Below are 15753 nucleotides of genomic sequence, written 5' to 3' on the forward strand. Positions count from 1 at the left end.
TCCACCAGCCGCGCCGCGTCGACCTTGGCCGGCGGCGCCCCGCGCGGCAAGTCGCGCTCGATCCCGGCCATCCGCGACTGCGCATATCGCGCGCGCCAGCGCGAGACCTGTACGCGCCCCACCCCTATTTGCTCGGCGATCTCCTTGTTCTGCATGCCGTCCGCAGCCAGCAGCACCATGCGGGCGCGCTGCGCCAGCCTTACGCTCGTGCGCTTGGAGCGAACCAGTCTCGTCAACTCGGCTCGCTCCTCGTCGCTCAGCACAATCTCAGGGGCAACTCGCACTTGCACTCTCCACACTTCGTCCTCGTAGAGTGTTGGAACGATGGATTTCATATAAGTTCCATCAAGAATAGAACAGTACACTAGCAGTCGCAAAACAGGTCACGCAGATGTACCGCGTCGCCGATGCGGTGGGAGCGGCCACGGCGGCCAAGCGCTCCGGTAAAGCCGCATCGCCGCCCTGGCGGCCCCCACCGAAGCGAAAACCTGAAGGCACCGGTTCGCTATGACGCCTGCCCCAGCACCACCGAGGCGCGGCCTTCGGCCAGCAGGGTGTCGGCGTGGTGGATGCGGAAGGCGTATTGCTGGCTGTCCTGGCCGTGGATCAGCACTTCGGCCTGGCCTTGCAGGGGTCCGTGCAGCTGGTCCAGGGTGTCCACGTGCAGGACCACGTTGCGCAGCGCGACCAGCACGCCCGGGCGCACCGGTGCGCCACTGGCCTGACCGAGCAGGCCGCCGTGCACGGCCATCGCCTGGGCGCCGTACTCGCACAGGTGCACGGCACGCAGGCGGCCGTGTGCGCGCAGCGGATGGGCTGCATCGAGATGCCCGTGGCTGCGCAGCACGATGCGCGCAGCGTCCCAGTGCACGACTTCCTGCCACAGGCACATCAGGCCCTGGTGCGGGACCAGCGCGGCGATCGCTTCACGGCTGTGCATCGGTCACCTGTTTTGCGCGCGGCTGGCGCGAGACCAGCAGCGCCAGGACGAAGTTGAACACCACGCCCATCGCCACGGTCGCACCGATCGCGCGCAGCACCGGGATGCTGGACAGGGCCAGCAGCACGAACACCAGCAGGGTCATCAGGCTGCACACGATCAGCGCATGCAGGGTGCGGCGCTGGTCGGCCGCATCGTCGCCGGCATGGTCGAAGAACAGCGCGTAGTCCAGGCCCAGGCCGGCACCAAGGATCATCGAGATCAGGTGGAACAGGTTCAGTTCCACGCCCAGTGCGCGCAGCACCGCCAGGATCAGCAGCACGCTCAGCCCCATCGGCAGCAGCACCCGCACGATCCGGCGAGGCTCGCGCAGGGCGATGGCCACCACGATGGCCAGCAGCACCGCGGCCACGCCCATCGCCACCAGCACGCGGTGGTAGGTGTCGACCAGGGTGCGCGAGGCTTCGCGCAGGTCGATCCACTGGGCGCCACTGCCCCGGAGCGCGGCGGCCAGCGCCTGCGGATCGCCGATGCCGCTCATCGAGACCAGCGCGGTGAGGTGGTCGCCGCCGTCCAACAGCAGGCCCTGCACGGGCGCGGCCAGCGGCGTGTCGGCCAGCTCGGCTTCGGTCAGCGGCCTGGCGGTGCGGGCCTGTTCCAGATCGGCCAGAAACGGGGCGAACACCTCGCTGCGGAACGGCAAGCCGACCAGCGCCGCGTCCAGCATCGCCCGCGCCGCGGCCGGCTCGGGCAGCTGCTGCTGGCGATGCTGCTGCAGCCCTGCGCTGGGCAGGTAGCGGGCGGCCATGTCGTAGCTGGCCAGCGCGCCCTTGGCCACCTGCGCATCCAGGCGCGGGCGCAGCGCCTCGGAGGCGGCCAGCGCCGCTTCGCGGGTGGGCGCCTGCACGGCCAGCACGTAGGTCACATCGGGCGCGCCCAGTTCCTGGCGCAGGTCCTGATCGTGCCTGAGCGATTCGACCGGCACCGGGGTCAGCCTGGACAGATCGTGCTGCCAGAACGGGGTGGGCACCGCCACGATCACCCCCGCGGCGATCACCGCCAGCAGCGCCAGCGACCAGCGCGGCCGCGGCAGGCGTTCGATGGCATCAGCCAGGCGGCCCATCAGTTTCGAATCGGCAAAATCGCCGGTGGCCGGGTCCAGCAGCTCCGGCATCACCAGGCGGGTGAGCAGCGCGGCCACGGCCAGGCCGGTGATGGTGAACACCGCCAGCTGGCGCAGGCCCTCCACGCCGGAAAAGAAGAACGTGATGTAGGCGATGCAGGTGGAGACCACGCCGGTGGCCAGGGTCGGCCACAGCCGGCGCGCATTGGCGCACGGGTCCAGGCCGGGACGCTGATGGCTGAACAGATGGATCGGATAGTCCTGGACCACGCCGATCAGGGTGAAGCCGAACGCCAGGGTGATGCCGTGGACCTGGTCGAAGCACAGCATCACCGCGGCCATGCCAGCCAGGCCGGCACTGGCCAGCGGCAGCACGCCCAGCAGCGGGATCTTCCAGCTGCGATAGGCCACCAGCAGCAGCACGATCAGGCCGACGGTATCGAACACCCCGATCCACCGGGTCTCGTTCTGGGTGCGGGTACTGATCTCCACCGAAAACGCGCCCGGCCCGGTCAGCAGCAGCGTGCTTCCGGTGCCCCTGGCGATCTCCTCGAAGGCAGCGTTGATCGCGGCCACGGCCTGCTGCTGGCCGCTCGGGTCGAAGCCGCCGGCGATGGTCTGGGCCACCAGCAGCGCGCGCGTGCCGGCCCTGTCGAACCACACCCCTTCGATCTGCTGCGGCGCCCGGGCCGGCTGCAGGCGCTGGGCCACGTACAGAAGTTCCAGGGTCGGGTCGCGCGGCAGCAGCGGCTCGATCATGCCGGCCGCCGGCGAGCCCAGGTCCTGTACGCGCTCGGCCAGTTGCGCGTGCAGGGTCTGCGCATCCAGCCGCTGCTGGTCGTAGCGGTCGGTCAGCAGGAACCGGTACGGCAGCCAGCTGCCCGGGATCGCATCGACGGGCGATTGCCCGCCGTTGCTGATCATGGCGAACAGGTCCCTGTCCGCCTCCAGCCTGGCGCGCAGCGCCTGCGACTGCCTGGCCAGGGTGGCCGGATCGCTGCCGGAGATGGCCATCAGCAACAGGCGCGAACCCGGGCCCTGGCCCAGTTCGTCCAGCAGCAGCTTCTGCGCCGGGGTGCGCGCATCGGGCATGAACTTGCGCAGGTCGCCGGAGAGCTTGAGCGAATGGCCCAGCCACGCCCCCAGGCCCAGCAGTGCCAACAGCCACAGCACCGCCACCCCGGTGCGTGCGCGGGCAGGCAGCCTCACCCGGGTTGGCCGCGGCACAGCGCGGCCAGGGCATCGGCGTCTTCGACCTGGGCCGCCGCCTGCGCGGCGCCGGCCAGCAACGTGCGCTGGTGTTGGCCCTTGTCATCGGTGGTCTCGATGCAGCGCAGTTCGGCGCCGCGGCCGTAGAGCTGGATCTGGCGCGCCGGCGCCTGGGCGGCGGCCGCCTGCCTGGGATCGAGCCTGAGCTGCCAGGCCTGGCGCGTGCCGGCGGCGCTGAGCGTGTAGTGCTGCTGCAGCTGGGCGGCGTCACCGGACAGCAGCGCACCGAAGGCGTGCTGCAGGCCGAGCAGTTCCGGCGCGCGCGCCAGCGCGAAGGTGCGCGGCTGCTTGCCGTCGCGTTCCAGCGTGGCGGTCTGGCCCCTGAGCGTGATCTTCTCGTGGTACGGCGCGGTCACCTCGCGCACCAGGGTGGCATCGGCATCGCGCATGTAGCGGCCCTGCAGACGCAGCGGGGTGCTCAGCAGGGCCGAGCCGCGCAGTTCGACGAACTGGGTGGTGATCGCGCCGGGCCGGGCGATCCTGGACAGGATCCAGGCCGGGTCGACCTGCCCGGCGGCCGGCTCAGGCGATGCGGCGCACAGCGGTCCGGCGCTGCACAGCAGCATCAGCATCAGCACCCGGCTCCAGGTGGAGCTTGCCCTGGTCATGCTTGGCGTTCCAGAAATCATAGAAGTTGAACCAGTTGTAGGGCGCATACCGGGCGTAATGCTCGAGCCGTTCGGCATAACCCCGGATGAGCACACCCAGGCAGGCGGCGCGGTTGCGGCGCGAGACCTCCAGGCCCTCGCTGTAGGTCTCGAACGCCAGCGCGTAGCGGGCGCCGCCGTGGTACAGGCCGAAGGCCAGCACCACCGGCACCTTGAGCACCGCGGCGATCAGCCAGGGCGAGGTCGGAAACTGCGCCTGTGCGCCCAGGAACTGCGCCGGCAGGAACGGGTCTTCCGGGCGGGTGCGATCGACCAGCAGCGCCACCAGGTGGCCGGCGTCGGTGGCCTGCTTGATCGCCATGACGATCGAGGTGCTGTCCATGCCGGCATCGATGATGCGCTCGGCCAGCTGCGGATTGAGCGCGCCCAGCAGCTCGGTCAGTGCCGGCGCCTGGGCCTTGTCCAGCACCACCCGGACCTGCACGTCGGGACGCTCCTGGGCCAGCACCCGCAGCGCATCGAAGCTGCCCAGGTGCGAGCCGAAGATCAGCACCCCGCGGCCCTTGTCCATCTGCGCGTGCAGCTGCTCCAGGCCGCTGACCTGGACATGAAACTGCTCCATGCGTCCGCTGAGCAGGAACACCCGGTCCAGGATCACCGAGGCGAAGGTGTGGAAGTGGCGGGCCACGTCCAGCCAGCGCACCGGCCGGTCGAGCACGCGGCCGAGATAGGCGCGCGAGGCACGGCGCTCCGGGCCGCGCACCAGCATGAAGTAGGCGGTGATCGGGACCAGCAGCGCGCGCGCCAGCGGCCGGCCGCCGTGGCAGGCGATGGCCCGGATCAGGCGCAGGCCAAACCGGGTGCCGCCTTCCGGACGCTGCTTCCAGGCGCTGTTCATGGCGGGCCACCGGCAGCCACGATCTCGCCGCTGGCCAGCAGGGTCTGGCCGCGCAGCACGCGGAACTTCCAGCGCGGCGCGGCGCCTTCCAGGACGATGCGCGCGCGCTGGCCCGGCAGCAGCGGCTGGACGAACTTCACCTGCGGCAGGCGCAGGCCGCCGTGCAGCGGGCCGTGCTGGGCCTGGATCGCATCCAGCACATGGTCCAGGACCACCACGCCGGGCACGATGGGGTGGCCGGGGAAATGTCCGGGCAGGGCGGGATGGTCGTGCGGGACGGCAAATTCCATGCGCTTGTCAAAGGCGCGGTTCGAGCAGGGTGCGCACCGACTCGTGGGCACGCCGGGTGAGCGCTTGCCGGTCCAGCAGCATGCCGGCTTCATCGCGCACCGGGATCGGCGCGCCGATGCGCACCCGGATGGGGCCCGGACGCACCCGGAACAGGCCCTGCGCCGGCAGCACCTTGCCACACCCGTCGATGGCCACCGGCACCACCGGTACCCCGGCGTCGATGGCCGCCTGCAGCAACCCGGCCTTGAACGGCGCCAGCGCGCCGGTGCGGCTGCGGGTGCCTTCCGGGAACAGGCACAGGTTCTGGCCCCGGCCCAGCAGCGCGGCGGCCTGGCGCCGGACCAGGGCCCCGGCGCGGCGGCTGTCGCGGTCCAGGAACAGCATGCCGGTGGCCTTGGCGTACCAGTTCACGAACGGGACCTTGAGCATCTCGGCCTTGAGCAGGAAGCGCAGCGGCGCCGGCACCGCCATGTACAGCACGCAGATGTCGATCACCGACTGGTGGTTGGACACCAGCAGGTGCGGCCTGGACCAGTCGATGTCCCGGCCGCCTTCCACCACCAGCTGCGCGCCGGCGCCGCGGACCAGGCCCGGCGCCCAACAGCGCGCGGCCATGCGCAACACCACCTCCGGGCCGGTGCCCAGGGCGCGCAGCAGCAGCGCCAGGCTGATCCAGCCGGCCGTCCAGGCCAGGGTAAAGGCCAGCTGCAGGGCGTTGAGGACGCTCCAGGCGAGGTTGCCGCAGGCCCGCGACGACTGCACGCCCATGTTGTCGGTCGAAAGGCTCATGCGCGACAGGATACCCGGGCACCGGCCGCTTGGGCGGCGCGGATTTGCGATTTTTTAACAGTGACTGCAGGTGCTGGCGCAAGCGCTGTTGGCCCGCGCCCGGTGCGTGGGCGCAGCTTCAACGCAGCACGTCGCGCCAGAAGGCCGGCCCCAGCCGGACCAGCTGGCGCAGGAAATCGACCAGGTTGCGGTAGGGCCGCACCGGGAACCAGCGCGCGCGCAGGGCGTATTCGCCAAGGAAGAACCCGCCGACCACCCCGTAGCCCAGCAGGTTGGCGAACAACGAGGCCTGCGCATCGGCAATGACCAGCGGCGGCACCCGGCCCAGCTGGGCCAGCACACCGCCCGGTACCGCCCACAGCCCCAGCAACAGGTTGGCCAGCGTCATCATCGCCAGCAGGCCAGCCCAGCAGCCGGTCAGCCGGCGCGTATAGGTCAGCTCCGCCGGGCCGGGCACGTGCCCGGCCTGCGCGTACAGGCCGCAGACGATGCGGGTGATCAGCGGCGTGCGGCCGCCCACCAGGCTGCGGCCGAAGAACCAGGCGACCCAGCCGGTGAACAGCACCGGCGGCGCGGTCAGCAGCAGCAGCGCATGCGGCGAATGCCACAGCGACACCAGCGCGGCCAGCAGCACCACGGCCAGCCCCCAGGCCCAGCCGCGCAGACGGGCCATCGGCTCGATCAGCAGCAGCAGGACCAGTGCCACCCCGGCCAGCACGGCCAGCTGGCTGCTGCCCTTGGCATTGGCCCAGTGGGCAAGTGGTGGATAGGCGATGGCCAGCAGCAGCGCCGCCGCCACTGCCCACCGGGCACCGGCCTGCGGCGCGGGCGCGGACACGCCGGCCTCAGGGGGTCCTGGCGGCCTGGACATGTGTCGACAGCGCCCGCAGCGAGGCGAAGATGCGCTGGTTGTCGTCGTTGTCCGAGCGCAGCTGGACGCCGTAGGTCTTGCCGATGGCCAGGGCCAGCTCCAGCGCGTCGATCGAATCCAGGCCCAGACCGGTGTTGAACAGCGGGGCTTCCGGGTCGATCTGGCCGGGGTCCACGTCTTCCAGGTTCAGGCTCTCGACCAGCAGCTGGGCCAGCTCGTGTTCTTCGGCGGTTTGCGCGGACATGCGAGGGTGCTTCCAGGGGGTGAAGGGGCGACACGATGGTGCATCGGACGCGCCCGTGCAACCGGCGGGCCGCGCGGCGTGCAGGCTATGATGATCGCTGGATCAGGATCGCCGCACGCGCAGGCCTCGCACGCATGACTTCCGCCACCGCAGACGCCATTGCGTTTCCACCCGGTCCGGGCCCCGCGTCCGGCGCAGCACCGCAGGCCACCCCGGATGTGCTGATCATCGGCGGCGGCCCGGCCGGCAGCACCGCGGCGATCCAGCTGGCCCGCGCCGGCTGGAAGGTCACCGTGCTGGAGAAGTCCCGCCACCCGCGCTTCCATATTGGCGAATCGCTGCTGCCCATGACCATGCCGCTGCTGGAAAGACTGGGCGTGATGGAGGACATGCGCGCGATCGGCACGCTCAAGCTGGGGGCCGACTTCTCCAGGGAGGACGGTGGCTACAACACCTTCCGTTTCGACCAGGCGCTGGATGCCAGATGCGGCTTTGCGCTGCAGGTGCCGCGCGACAGGTTTGACCGGATCCTGTTCGAGAAAGCCCGCAGCGAAGGGGTCGACGCGCACGAGCAGACCCAGGTGACCGCGGTGGACTTCGACCGCGACCAGCCTATCGTGTGGGCGCGCCAGGGCGAGCACCGCGTGGAAATCCGCCCGCGATGGCTGCTTGATGCCTCGGGCCGCGATGCGTTCCTGGGCACCCGGCTCAAGCTGCGCCGCAAGAATGCGCAGCACCAGTCGGCGGCGGTGTTCAGCCATTTCACCGGCGTGGCCCGGCGCCCGGGCGCCGATGCCGGCAACATCAGCATCTACCGCCACCGGCACGGCTGGATCTGGCTGATCCCGCTGCCGAACGATGTGACCAGCGTGGGCGCGGTGTGCTTTCCCGATTACCTCAAGGCCCGCAGCGGCGAGCTGGAAGCCTTCCTGCACCAGACCCTGGCGCTGAACCCGGAGGTGGCCGAACGCATGGCCGGCGCGGTGCGCGTGGCGCCGGTCCACGCCACCGGCAACTACGCCTACGACTCGACCCGGATGAGCGGCCCGCGCTGGCTGCTGCTGGGCGATGCCTACGCCTTTGTCGATCCGATGTTTTCCTCCGGGGTGCACCTGGCCATGCACAGCGGCGAGCACGGCGCGGCGATGGTCGATGCCGCCCTGCGCGCGCCCCGCCGCGCCCCGGCCCTGCGCCGGGCACTGCAACGCCGCCAGGACGCAGGGGTGCGCGAGTTCAAATGGTTCATCTATCGCTTCACCTCGCCGACCATGCGCCTGCTGTTCGCCAATCCGCGCGACTTCCTGCAGGTCGAATCGGCGCTGGTGGCAATGCTGGCCGGCGATGTGTTCGATTCGCCGCGGGTCAAGCGGCGCCTGCGCCTCTTTCGCCTGATCTACGGCGCGCACGTGTTGTCGATGGTGCCGCAGGCATTCAAGGCCTGGCGTCGGCGCAGGTGCCAGCCTGCCGAAGGCTTCCGCGGCGAGACCCTGCAGCCGGACCCGGCAGGCCAGGCATGAATCATCCGCAGTCCACCAAGGCGCCGCGACCGGTCGATGCGACCCGACTGCACGTGGATTACCTGCCGGCCGAGCAGCTGCCGGCGCTGCTGGACGATGACCGCCTGCTGGCCGTGTTCGGCTTCGGGCCCGAGGCACCCGGCAGCGACGATCCGCGCTATCTGCGCGTGCCGCTGACCCCGCTGGGCGCCGCGCCGCTGGAAGTCTGGCGCAGCACCCGGCCGGTGGTGCGCGGCCGCGATGGCGCGATCGCCTGGGCCAGCGACGGCACCCTGCAGTTCGGCGCGATCCAGATCGACGAAACCGACGGCGACATCGAGGACGCCACTGCGCAGGCCTATGCACTGCTGACCCGGTTCGTCGCCAGCAGCGCCACCGCGCACCTGTTGCGGATCTGGAACTCCCTGGATGCGATCACCGAGGGCGAGGGCGACCAGGAACGCTATCGCCGCTTCTGCGTGGGCCGCGTGCGCGGGCTGGGCCAGTTCGACACCCGCCACCTGCCGGCCGCCACCGCGATCGGCCGGGTCGATGGGGTGCGCACGCTGCAGGTCTACTGGCTGGCGTGCAACCGGCCCGGCACGCCGGTGGAGAATCCACGCCAGGTCAGCGCCTATCGCTATCCGCGCCAGTACGGCCCGCAACCGCCGAGCTTTGCCCGGGCGATGCTGCCGCCGGCCAGCGTCGATGCGCCGCTGCTGTTGTCGGGCACCGCGGCGGTGGTCGGCCACCGGACCCTGCATCCACAATCCACCCGGGCGCAGCTGGAAGAGACCTTTGCCAATTTCCAGGCGCTGATCGCCAGCGCGCGCCGGCATGCACCGGCGCTGCCGGCCGCGTTCGACGCCGGCAGCCGGCTGAAGGTCTACGTCCGCGAGGCAGCCGAACTGCCGCTGGTCGCCGGCCTGCTTGAGGCATCCCTGCCGGCCGAGGTGCCGCGGGTGCTGCTGCACGCGGCGATCTGCCGCCGCGACCTGCGGGTCGAAATCGACGGCGTGCACGGTTCGTGACTGGCCGCCCTCGCGGCGAAGGCCTTAGGTAAGGCTTCATCGCCGCTGTAGCGGCTCCCACACCTCGCCCAACGGACCCGACCCGTTCGCCTGCCGGCTGCGGCAATGCGACTCGATGACCCGGGTGCCGCCATGGGCAAGAAGTCGCCGCGGGCCGAAGCCGGCGCGGCCTGTCGCGCATCGGCTCGTTGCCGGCGGTCTTTCATGTCGGTTCCCCGAGCAGGCGCAGCAACTGGGCCCGCGACAGCTTGCCGGTGTCGGTGCGCGGCAGGGCGTCGACGAAGCGGATCCGGCGCGGCAGGAACACCGGGTCCATCACCCCGCGCAGGCAGGTCAGCAGCTCGCCTTCGGACAGGTCCCGGGCCACGACCAGGGCGGCGGTACGACGCACCTTGCCGGGCCGATCCAGCTGCACCATCACCGCGTCACGCACGCCGGGCACGGCCAGCAGGCGGCCGGTGAGCTCGCCCAGCGAGGCACGCTTGCCGGCGATCTCCAGCAGGTCGGCCTGGCGCCCGCGCAGGTGGAAGCGGCCATCGGCGTGGACTTGCATCAGGTCGGCCAGCGCCACCGGCCCGGCCAGGTGCGGGGCATGCACCAGGGTGCCGTCCGGCTGTGGCTGCAGCCACACCCCGGGCAGCGGGGTCCAGGCGGTTTCCAGCGCGGTGCGGCGGCAGGCGAAGATGCAGGTCTCGGTGGAACCGAAGATCTCGCGCAGCTGCCCGCCAAAGCGTGCCTCGAAGGCCTGGGCCAGCGCCTGCTCCAGCACCGCGGTGGCCGACACGCAGCCGGCGATCGGCGGCAGCGCCACGCCCGAGTCCACCAGCGCGCGCAGATGCATCGGGGTGCTGATCAGCATGCGCGGCGCCGGCACCTGCTCCAGCGCGCGGGCCACGTCCTGCGGGAAGAACGGGCGGCCAGCGTGCAGGGTGGCATTGCTCAGCAGCGGCACCATCACCGACTGCTCCAGGCCGAACATGTGCTGGGGCGGCACCGTGGCCACGATGCTGGGCGTGCGCCCGTCCCACAGGTCGGCCATTGCCGCCACCAGCTGCGCGGTGCTGGCCCGGAACTGGCCCAGGGTCTTGGCAAAGGCCTTCGGCGCGCCGGTGCTGCCGGAGGTGAAGGCCACGGCGAACACCGCATCGGGGTCCACTTCCGGCGCCGGCCCGTCGGCCTGGCCGAGTGGTTCCGGCAGGCGCCAGTAGGGGGACGGCGCAGTCTCCAGCGCCTGATCGCCCAGGGCATAGCTCCCCGCCTGGCGGGCCAGCAGCTCTGCCACCACCGCCGGGGCACGCGAAGGCGGCAGCAACGTCACCTGTCCGCGCAGGGCCACCGCGCACAGCGCGACCAGGAAGCGATAGCGGTCCTGGCACAGGTTGACCGCATGCTGGCCGGCCGGCAGCTGCGCGGCCAGTGCGCGCACATGGCCGTGGAAGGTGGCCACGGTGATCTCGCCGCCGCCGCTGCGGGCGATGACCCGCTGCAGCGGCCCGATCCCCAGCGCGCAGGGTCGTGGCGGGCGGGAAGAGCGCTCGATGACAGCCGACATGGGTGATGGACTCCTCATTCGGTCAACGCAAGATCCGGCGCGCCGTGCTCAGCACTCCAGCAGGCGCAGCGCCGCATCGCGCGGCAGCTTGCCGGTCTCCCCGCGCGGCAACGCGGCGACCAGGCGGATGCGCCGCGGCAGGAACACCGGGTCCATCGCCTCGCGCAGCTGCGCCAGCACCTGCTGTTCGCTCATGCCGGGGGCAACCACCAGCGCGGCGATGCGGCGCACGCCCATCTGGTCCGGCTCCAGCTGCAGCACCGCCCCGTCGCGCACACCCGGCACGGCCAGCAGGCGCCGGGTGAGATCGGCCAGCGAGGCGCGCTTGCCGGCGATCTCCAGCAGGTCGGCCTGGCGGCCGCGCAGGTGGAAGCGGCCGTCGGCCTGGACCTCCATCAGGTCGGCCAATGCCACCGGCTGCGGCAGGTGCGGGGCATGCACCAGGGTGCCATCGGGCTGTGGCTGCAGCCACACCCCGGGCAACGGCGTCCAGGCGGTTTCCAGCGCGGTGCGGCGGCGGGCGAAGATGCAGGTCTCGGTGGACCCGAAGGTCTCGCGCAGCTGCCCGCCAAAGCGCGCCTCGGCCGCCTGCGCCAGTGTCTGTTCCAGCGGTGCGGTGGCCGAGACGTAGCCGGCCAGCGGCGGCAGGGTCACGTCCGATTCGACCAGCGCGCGCAGGTGTACGGGGGTGGTCACCAGCAGGCGCGGGGCGGGCATCTGCGCAAGCGCGGCGGCCACGTCCTGGGGGAAGAACGGCTTGCCGCCGTGCACGCAGGCATCGCCGAGCAGCGGCATCACCACCGACATCTCCATGCCATACATGTGCTGCGGCGGCACGGTCGCCACGATGCTGGGCGTGGCATCGCCCCACAGGTCGGCCACCGCGCTCAGGTTCTGCGCATTGCTGGTGCGGAAGGCCGCCAGCGTCTTGGGAAACGGCTTGGGGGCGCCGGTGCTGCCGGAAGTGAAGCCGATGCACACCACCGCGTCCTCGGACACTTGCGGCACCGGGCCCTGGACACTGGCCAGCGCGGCCGGCAGGCGCCAGTAGGCGGCCGGTGGCGGGTCGATCGCCGCATCGCCCAACGCATAGGTTTCGGCATGGCGCTCCATCACCTCGGCCACCACCGTCGGTGCGCGCGAGGACGGCAGCAGCGTCACCTGCCCGCGCAGCGCCACTGCGCAGAAGGCGACCAGAAACCGGTAGCGGTCCTGGCAAAGGTTGACCGCGTGGCGAGCGGCCGGCAGCTGCGCGGCCAGGGCACGTACATGGCCGTGGAAGGTGGCCAGGTCGATGGCCTGGCCGCCGCTGCGGGCGATGACGCGCTCCAGCGGGCCCACGCCCAATGGACACAGGCCGCGTCCGGAGGGCGCGCAATGGATGACGGCTGACATGGAGTCCTTCCCCGGCGAAAAGGCGCCGGTCCTGGCCTACTTTGGCCGCTGCACGCCGCCCGGGCAAGCGCGCAGGTTCTGCGCGGGGCGCGGAGCGGGCGTGACCTTGGGCCGATGTGGCCGCGGAGCGGCGGCTGCTACCCTTGGCGGCTGTTTTCCTGCCCAACTAAAGCCTGTCCATGCGCCTGCCCGCCGCCGTGCTGTCCTGCCTGCTGCTCGCCCCTGCCGCGCTGGCCCAGTCGCCGACGCCGCTGACCATCGAGCAGGTGATGGCCGACCTGGACTGGATCGGCCCGCCGGTCGAGGACGCCCGCTGGACCTGGGACAGCCGCGCCGTGGAATACGCCCTCAAGCGCAACGGCTCGCCGATCCGCGACACCTTCCGCCAGGAGCTCTCGGCCAGTGCGGCCACGCGCGTGGCCGACGATGCCCGCGACACCCTGGGCGCGCCCGGCGCGGTGTTTGATGGCAAACGCCAGCACCAGGCCTTCGTGCGCAATGGCGATGTGTTCGTGCGCAATCTGCGCAGCGGCGCACTGACCCAACTGACCCGCACGCTGGAGGAAGAAACCGCGCCGCAGTTCGGCAGCGATGGCGCGCTGGTCTGGCGCGTGGGCAACCAGTGGTGGCGCTGGAACGGCACCTCCGTGGCCCAGGCCGCGCAGGCCAGGGCCGAGGACGATCCGGACAAGCCCAAGTCCGAGGACCTGCTGCGCGAACAGCAGCTGCGCACCCTGTCCACCCTGGCCCACGACCGCGACATGCGCCAGGCGCTGCGCCGCCAGGAAGACCGCTGGCGCAAGGCCGACCCCAGCCGCGCGCCGGCGCCGGTGTACCTGGGCAGCAAGGTCCAGATCGAACAGACTGCGCTGTCGCCCGACGGCCAGTGGCTGCTCATCGTCACCCAGGAAAAAGGCGCCGAGGCCGGCCGCGCGGGCAAGGTGGCGCACTACGTCACCGAGTCCGGATACGCCGAGGACCAGGAAGCGCGCACCCTGGTCGGCCGCAATTCGCCGGTGCCGCAGGCGCTATGGCTGGCCGACATGCGCACCGGCACGGCCAAGCCGCTGTCCTTCGACGCCCTGCCCGGGATCACCAGCGATCCGCTGGCCGGGCTGCGCAAGGCCGCCGGCAAGGAACCGCTCAAGGGCAACCGCGCGGTGCGGGTGGAAAGCGACGGCGATGGCAGCGGCGCGGCGATCCAGTGGAGCGCCGATTCGCGCAATGTCGCGGTGCTGTTGCGCGCCACCGACAACAAGGACCGCTGGATTGCCGGGGTGGACCTGGCCAATGCGCGCCTGCAGGTGCGCGACCGGCTGACCGACCCGGGCTGGATCAACTGGAGCTTCAACGAGTTTGGCTGGCTGGCCGACAACCAGACCCTGTGGCTGCTGTCCGAGGCCAGCGGTTACTCGCAGCTGTACACCCAGCGCGGGACCGAAAGGCCCAGGGCGCTGACTTCGGGCCAGTGGGAGGCCTCGGCGCCGGTGCCGGCCGCCGACGGCGACGGGTTCTACTTCCTGTGCAACCGCACCGCACCCGGCCGCTACGAGGTCTGCCAGGTCGACCTGAAGACCGGCAAGGTGGCCGAAGTCACCGCGCTGGACGGCGGCGTGGAGGGTTTCAGCCAGTCGCCCGACGGGCGGTGGCTGCTGGTCCAGTACTCGGCCAGCTACCTGCCCACGCAGCTGGCGGTGGTGCCGGCCAACGGCGGTGCGGCCAGGGTGTTGACCGACACGCGCACGGCGGCCTACAAGGCCCAGCCGTGGATCCAGCCGCAGCTGGTGCAGGTGCCATCCCGGCACGGCGCCGGCACGGTCTGGGGCAAGTACTACGGACCGGCGCGGACGGTGCCGGGCAAGCGCTACCCGATCGTGATGTTCGTCCACGGTGCCGGCTACCTGCAGAACGCCATCGCCGGCTATCCGCCCTACCCGCGCGAGCAGATGTTCCACAACCTGCTGGTCCAGCAGGGCTACCTGGTGCTGGACCTGGATTATCGCGGCAGCGCCGGCTACGGCCGCGCCTGGCGCACGGCGATCTACCGCAACATGGGCCACCCGGAACTGGACGATTACCTGGACGGCCTGGATTGGCTGATCGCCCATCACCAGGGCGACCGCGACCGCGCCGGCATCTACGGCGGCAGCTACGGCGGTTTCATGACCTACATGGCGCTGTTCCGCGCGCCGGGCGTGTTCAAGGCCGGCGCCGCGCTGCGCCCGGTGGCCGACTGGACCCAGTACAACCACCAGTACACCTCCAACATCCTCAACACCCCGGACCTCGACCCGCAGGCCTACAGGATCTCCTCACCGATCGAATACGCCGACGGGCTCCAGGACCGCCTGCTGATCGCCCACGGCATGATCGACGACAACGTGTTCTTCAAGGATTCGGTGGACATGGCCCAGAAGCTGATCGAGCTGCACAAGGACAACTGGTCGCTCGCACCGTATCCGCTGGAGCGCCACAGCTTCACCCGCGCCGATTCCTGGCTGGACGAGTACAAGCGCGTGCTGGACCTGTTCAACGATGCGCTCAAACCGGCGCCATAGCGGCACCGTACTGCAGGCGCGACGATTGCTGCGCCCATTGAGCCCACACTGATCGCATGAACGCACCGCCCCCGCTGCCCGCACCCCCGATGCCATCGCCGGGGATGCCGCCAGGCGATGGCGCCCGGGGTTTCGTCACCGGGTTGGCCTGGATCAGCATTGCGATGGGCGCCCTGGGCGTGGGCTCGGGCCTGCTGGAGCTGCTTGCGGCCCAAGCCAGCACCGCCGAAGGCGTGCAGCAGCTGCTGGGAGCCCTGGGCGGCGGCGCGCTGGCGCTGCCGCCGATGCTGCGCTGGACCCTGGAGCACAGCGTGGAGATCAGCCTGGCCGGGATCGTCCTGTCCGCGCCGATGCTCTGGCTGGGCTGGGGCCTGCTGCGCCGCCGGGAGTGGGGACGCGTGGGGTTCATCGTCTTCCTCGCCATCGGGACGCTGTTGACCTTCGGCCTGGTCTGGCTGGTGCCGGCGCTGGTCGATTCCACGCTCTCGGCGCAGCTGGGACTGCAGGCGCCAGGCCAGCCGCTGCCGTCGGAACTGGCCGGGGTGGAGGACGCGGCCATGGTGATGAGCTTGGCCGTCGCCTTGGTCCTGGCCGCGCTGCACGGCGCGATCATCTGGACGCTGTGCACGCCGGCGGTGCGCGGACAGTTCGCCGCCGCCGGCGCGGCGCCGCGCGGCGATTGATCGCG

At 71.2% G+C, this 15753-nt stretch carries 15 protein-coding genes; 4 read left to right on the top strand and 11 right to left on the bottom strand.

Going from position 1 to position 15753, the window contains the following annotated elements:
* The 9 genes from D9R12_RS15930 to D9R12_RS13565 form a co-directional block, all read right to left on the bottom strand.
* A partial coding sequence (locus D9R12_RS15930; RefSeq protein ID WP_211327657.1) for a helix-turn-helix domain-containing protein occupies nucleotides 1–335 on the bottom strand: 335 nt, incomplete at its 3' end.
* A 170-nt stretch (nucleotides 336–505) separates the two neighbouring features.
* On the bottom strand, nucleotides 506–940 hold the full coding sequence (locus D9R12_RS13530) for a hotdog family protein (RefSeq protein ID WP_122231210.1): 435 nt from the start codon (nucleotides 938–940) through the stop codon (nucleotides 506–508).
* Entirely contained in the window at nucleotides 927–3272 is a 2346-nt protein-coding gene (locus tag D9R12_RS13535; protein ID WP_170159263.1) for an MMPL family transporter, read from the bottom strand. Before D9R12_RS13535 ends, D9R12_RS13530 begins: the two co-directional genes overlap by 14 nt.
* Entirely contained in the window at nucleotides 3269–3904 is a 636-nt protein-coding gene (locus tag D9R12_RS13540; protein ID WP_122231213.1) for a LolA-related protein, read from the bottom strand. The genes D9R12_RS13535 and D9R12_RS13540 overlap by 4 nt, the downstream gene beginning before the upstream one ends.
* The gene (locus tag D9R12_RS13545; RefSeq protein WP_122231215.1) at nucleotides 3855–4838 is read right to left on the bottom strand and encodes a lysophospholipid acyltransferase family protein; all 984 of its coding nucleotides are present in this window, start codon (nucleotides 4836–4838) and stop codon (nucleotides 3855–3857) included. Before D9R12_RS13545 ends, D9R12_RS13540 begins: the two co-directional genes overlap by 50 nt.
* Complete coding sequence (locus D9R12_RS13550) at nucleotides 4835–5128, bottom strand: ApeI family dehydratase (RefSeq protein WP_122231217.1); 294 nt, start codon at nucleotides 5126–5128, stop codon at nucleotides 4835–4837. Before D9R12_RS13550 ends, D9R12_RS13545 begins: the two co-directional genes overlap by 4 nt.
* Nucleotides 5129–5135: 7 nt before the next feature.
* Complete coding sequence (locus D9R12_RS13555) at nucleotides 5136–5891, bottom strand: lysophospholipid acyltransferase family protein (RefSeq protein ID WP_425476627.1); 756 nt, start codon at nucleotides 5889–5891, stop codon at nucleotides 5136–5138.
* A gap of 145 nt (nucleotides 5892–6036) precedes the next feature.
* Entirely contained in the window at nucleotides 6037–6789 is a 753-nt protein-coding gene (locus D9R12_RS13560) for a ketosynthase (RefSeq protein ID WP_244671970.1), read from the bottom strand.
* Nucleotides 6764–7033: a phosphopantetheine-binding protein gene (locus D9R12_RS13565; protein ID WP_122231221.1), complete on the bottom strand. Its 270-nt coding sequence runs from the start codon at nucleotides 7031–7033 to the stop codon at nucleotides 6764–6766. The genes D9R12_RS13560 and D9R12_RS13565 overlap by 26 nt, the downstream gene beginning before the upstream one ends.
* A 134-nt stretch (nucleotides 7034–7167) precedes the next feature.
* On the opposite strand from D9R12_RS13565, the gene D9R12_RS13570 reads away from it, so the two are divergent.
* The gene (locus tag D9R12_RS13570) at nucleotides 7168–8550 is read left to right on the top strand and encodes an NAD(P)/FAD-dependent oxidoreductase (protein WP_122231294.1); all 1383 of its coding nucleotides are present in this window, start codon (nucleotides 7168–7170) and stop codon (nucleotides 8548–8550) included.
* A complete protein-coding gene (locus D9R12_RS13575) occupies nucleotides 8547–9560 on the top strand; it encodes a chorismate transformation FkbO/Hyg5 family protein (RefSeq protein ID WP_122231223.1) in 1014 nt (337 codons plus the stop codon). The genes D9R12_RS13570 and D9R12_RS13575 overlap by 4 nt, the downstream gene beginning before the upstream one ends.
* Nucleotides 9561–9762: 202 nt before the next feature.
* Here the strand turns inward: D9R12_RS13575 and D9R12_RS13580 are convergent, their stop codons facing one another.
* Nucleotides 9763–11112, bottom strand: a complete 1350-nt coding sequence (locus D9R12_RS13580; RefSeq protein ID WP_122231225.1) for a class I adenylate-forming enzyme family protein — start codon at nucleotides 11110–11112, stop codon at nucleotides 9763–9765.
* A gap of 48 nt (nucleotides 11113–11160) precedes the next feature.
* Nucleotides 11161–12507 (bottom strand): AMP-binding protein, encoded by a 1347-nt coding sequence (locus D9R12_RS13585; RefSeq protein ID WP_170159264.1) that lies wholly within the window; start codon nucleotides 12505–12507, stop codon nucleotides 11161–11163.
* Between the two features lie 179 nt (nucleotides 12508–12686).
* On the opposite strand from D9R12_RS13585, the gene D9R12_RS13590 reads away from it, so the two are divergent.
* Both D9R12_RS13590 and D9R12_RS13595 read left to right on the top strand, forming a co-directional pair.
* Nucleotides 12687–15065 (top strand): alpha/beta hydrolase family protein, encoded by a 2379-nt coding sequence (locus tag D9R12_RS13590; RefSeq protein ID WP_122231227.1) that lies wholly within the window; start codon nucleotides 12687–12689, stop codon nucleotides 15063–15065.
* A gap of 56 nt (nucleotides 15066–15121) precedes the next feature.
* Nucleotides 15122–15748 (top strand): hypothetical protein, encoded by a 627-nt coding sequence (locus D9R12_RS13595; protein ID WP_147475103.1) that lies wholly within the window; start codon nucleotides 15122–15124, stop codon nucleotides 15746–15748.
* Nucleotides 15749–15753: the final 5 nt, after the last annotated feature.

Origin of the sequence: Pseudoxanthomonas spadix (genome assembly GCF_003703395.1) — a bacterium.
In the GTDB taxonomy this organism is placed as follows: Bacteria; Pseudomonadota; Gammaproteobacteria; order Xanthomonadales; family Xanthomonadaceae; genus Pseudoxanthomonas_A; species Pseudoxanthomonas_A spadix.

Bases quoted from the DNA above. Each gene is read 5' to 3' on its own strand.
- D9R12_RS13530 (WP_122231210.1), bottom strand. From the start codon at position 940: ATGCACAGCCGTGAAGCGATCGCCGCGCTGGTCCCGCACCAGGGCCTG.
- D9R12_RS13540 (WP_122231213.1), bottom strand. From the start codon at position 3,904: ATGCTGATGCTGCTGTGCAGCGCCGGACCGCTGTGCGCCGCATCGCCT.
- D9R12_RS13545 (WP_122231215.1), bottom strand. From the start codon at position 4,838: ATGAACAGCGCCTGGAAGCAGCGTCCGGAAGGCGGCACCCGGTTTGGC.
- D9R12_RS13550 (WP_122231217.1), bottom strand. From the start codon at position 5,128: ATGGAATTTGCCGTCCCGCACGACCATCCCGCCCTGCCCGGACATTTC.
- D9R12_RS13560 (WP_244671970.1), bottom strand. From the start codon at position 6,789: ATGTCCAGGCCGCCAGGACCCCCTGAGGCCGGCGTGTCCGCGCCCGCG.
- D9R12_RS13565 (WP_122231221.1), bottom strand. From the start codon at position 7,033: ATGTCCGCGCAAACCGCCGAAGAACACGAGCTGGCCCAGCTGCTGGTC.
- D9R12_RS13570 (WP_122231294.1), top strand. From the start codon at position 7,168: ATGACTTCCGCCACCGCAGACGCCATTGCGTTTCCACCCGGTCCGGGC.
- D9R12_RS13575 (WP_122231223.1), top strand. From the start codon at position 8,547: ATGAATCATCCGCAGTCCACCAAGGCGCCGCGACCGGTCGATGCGACC.
- D9R12_RS13580 (WP_122231225.1), bottom strand. From the start codon at position 11,112: ATGTCGGCTGTCATCGAGCGCTCTTCCCGCCCGCCACGACCCTGCGCG.
- D9R12_RS13585 (WP_170159264.1), bottom strand. From the start codon at position 12,507: ATGTCAGCCGTCATCCATTGCGCGCCCTCCGGACGCGGCCTGTGTCCA.
- D9R12_RS13590 (WP_122231227.1), top strand. From the start codon at position 12,687: ATGCGCCTGCCCGCCGCCGTGCTGTCCTGCCTGCTGCTCGCCCCTGCC.
- D9R12_RS13595 (WP_147475103.1), top strand. From the start codon at position 15,122: ATGAACGCACCGCCCCCGCTGCCCGCACCCCCGATGCCATCGCCGGGG.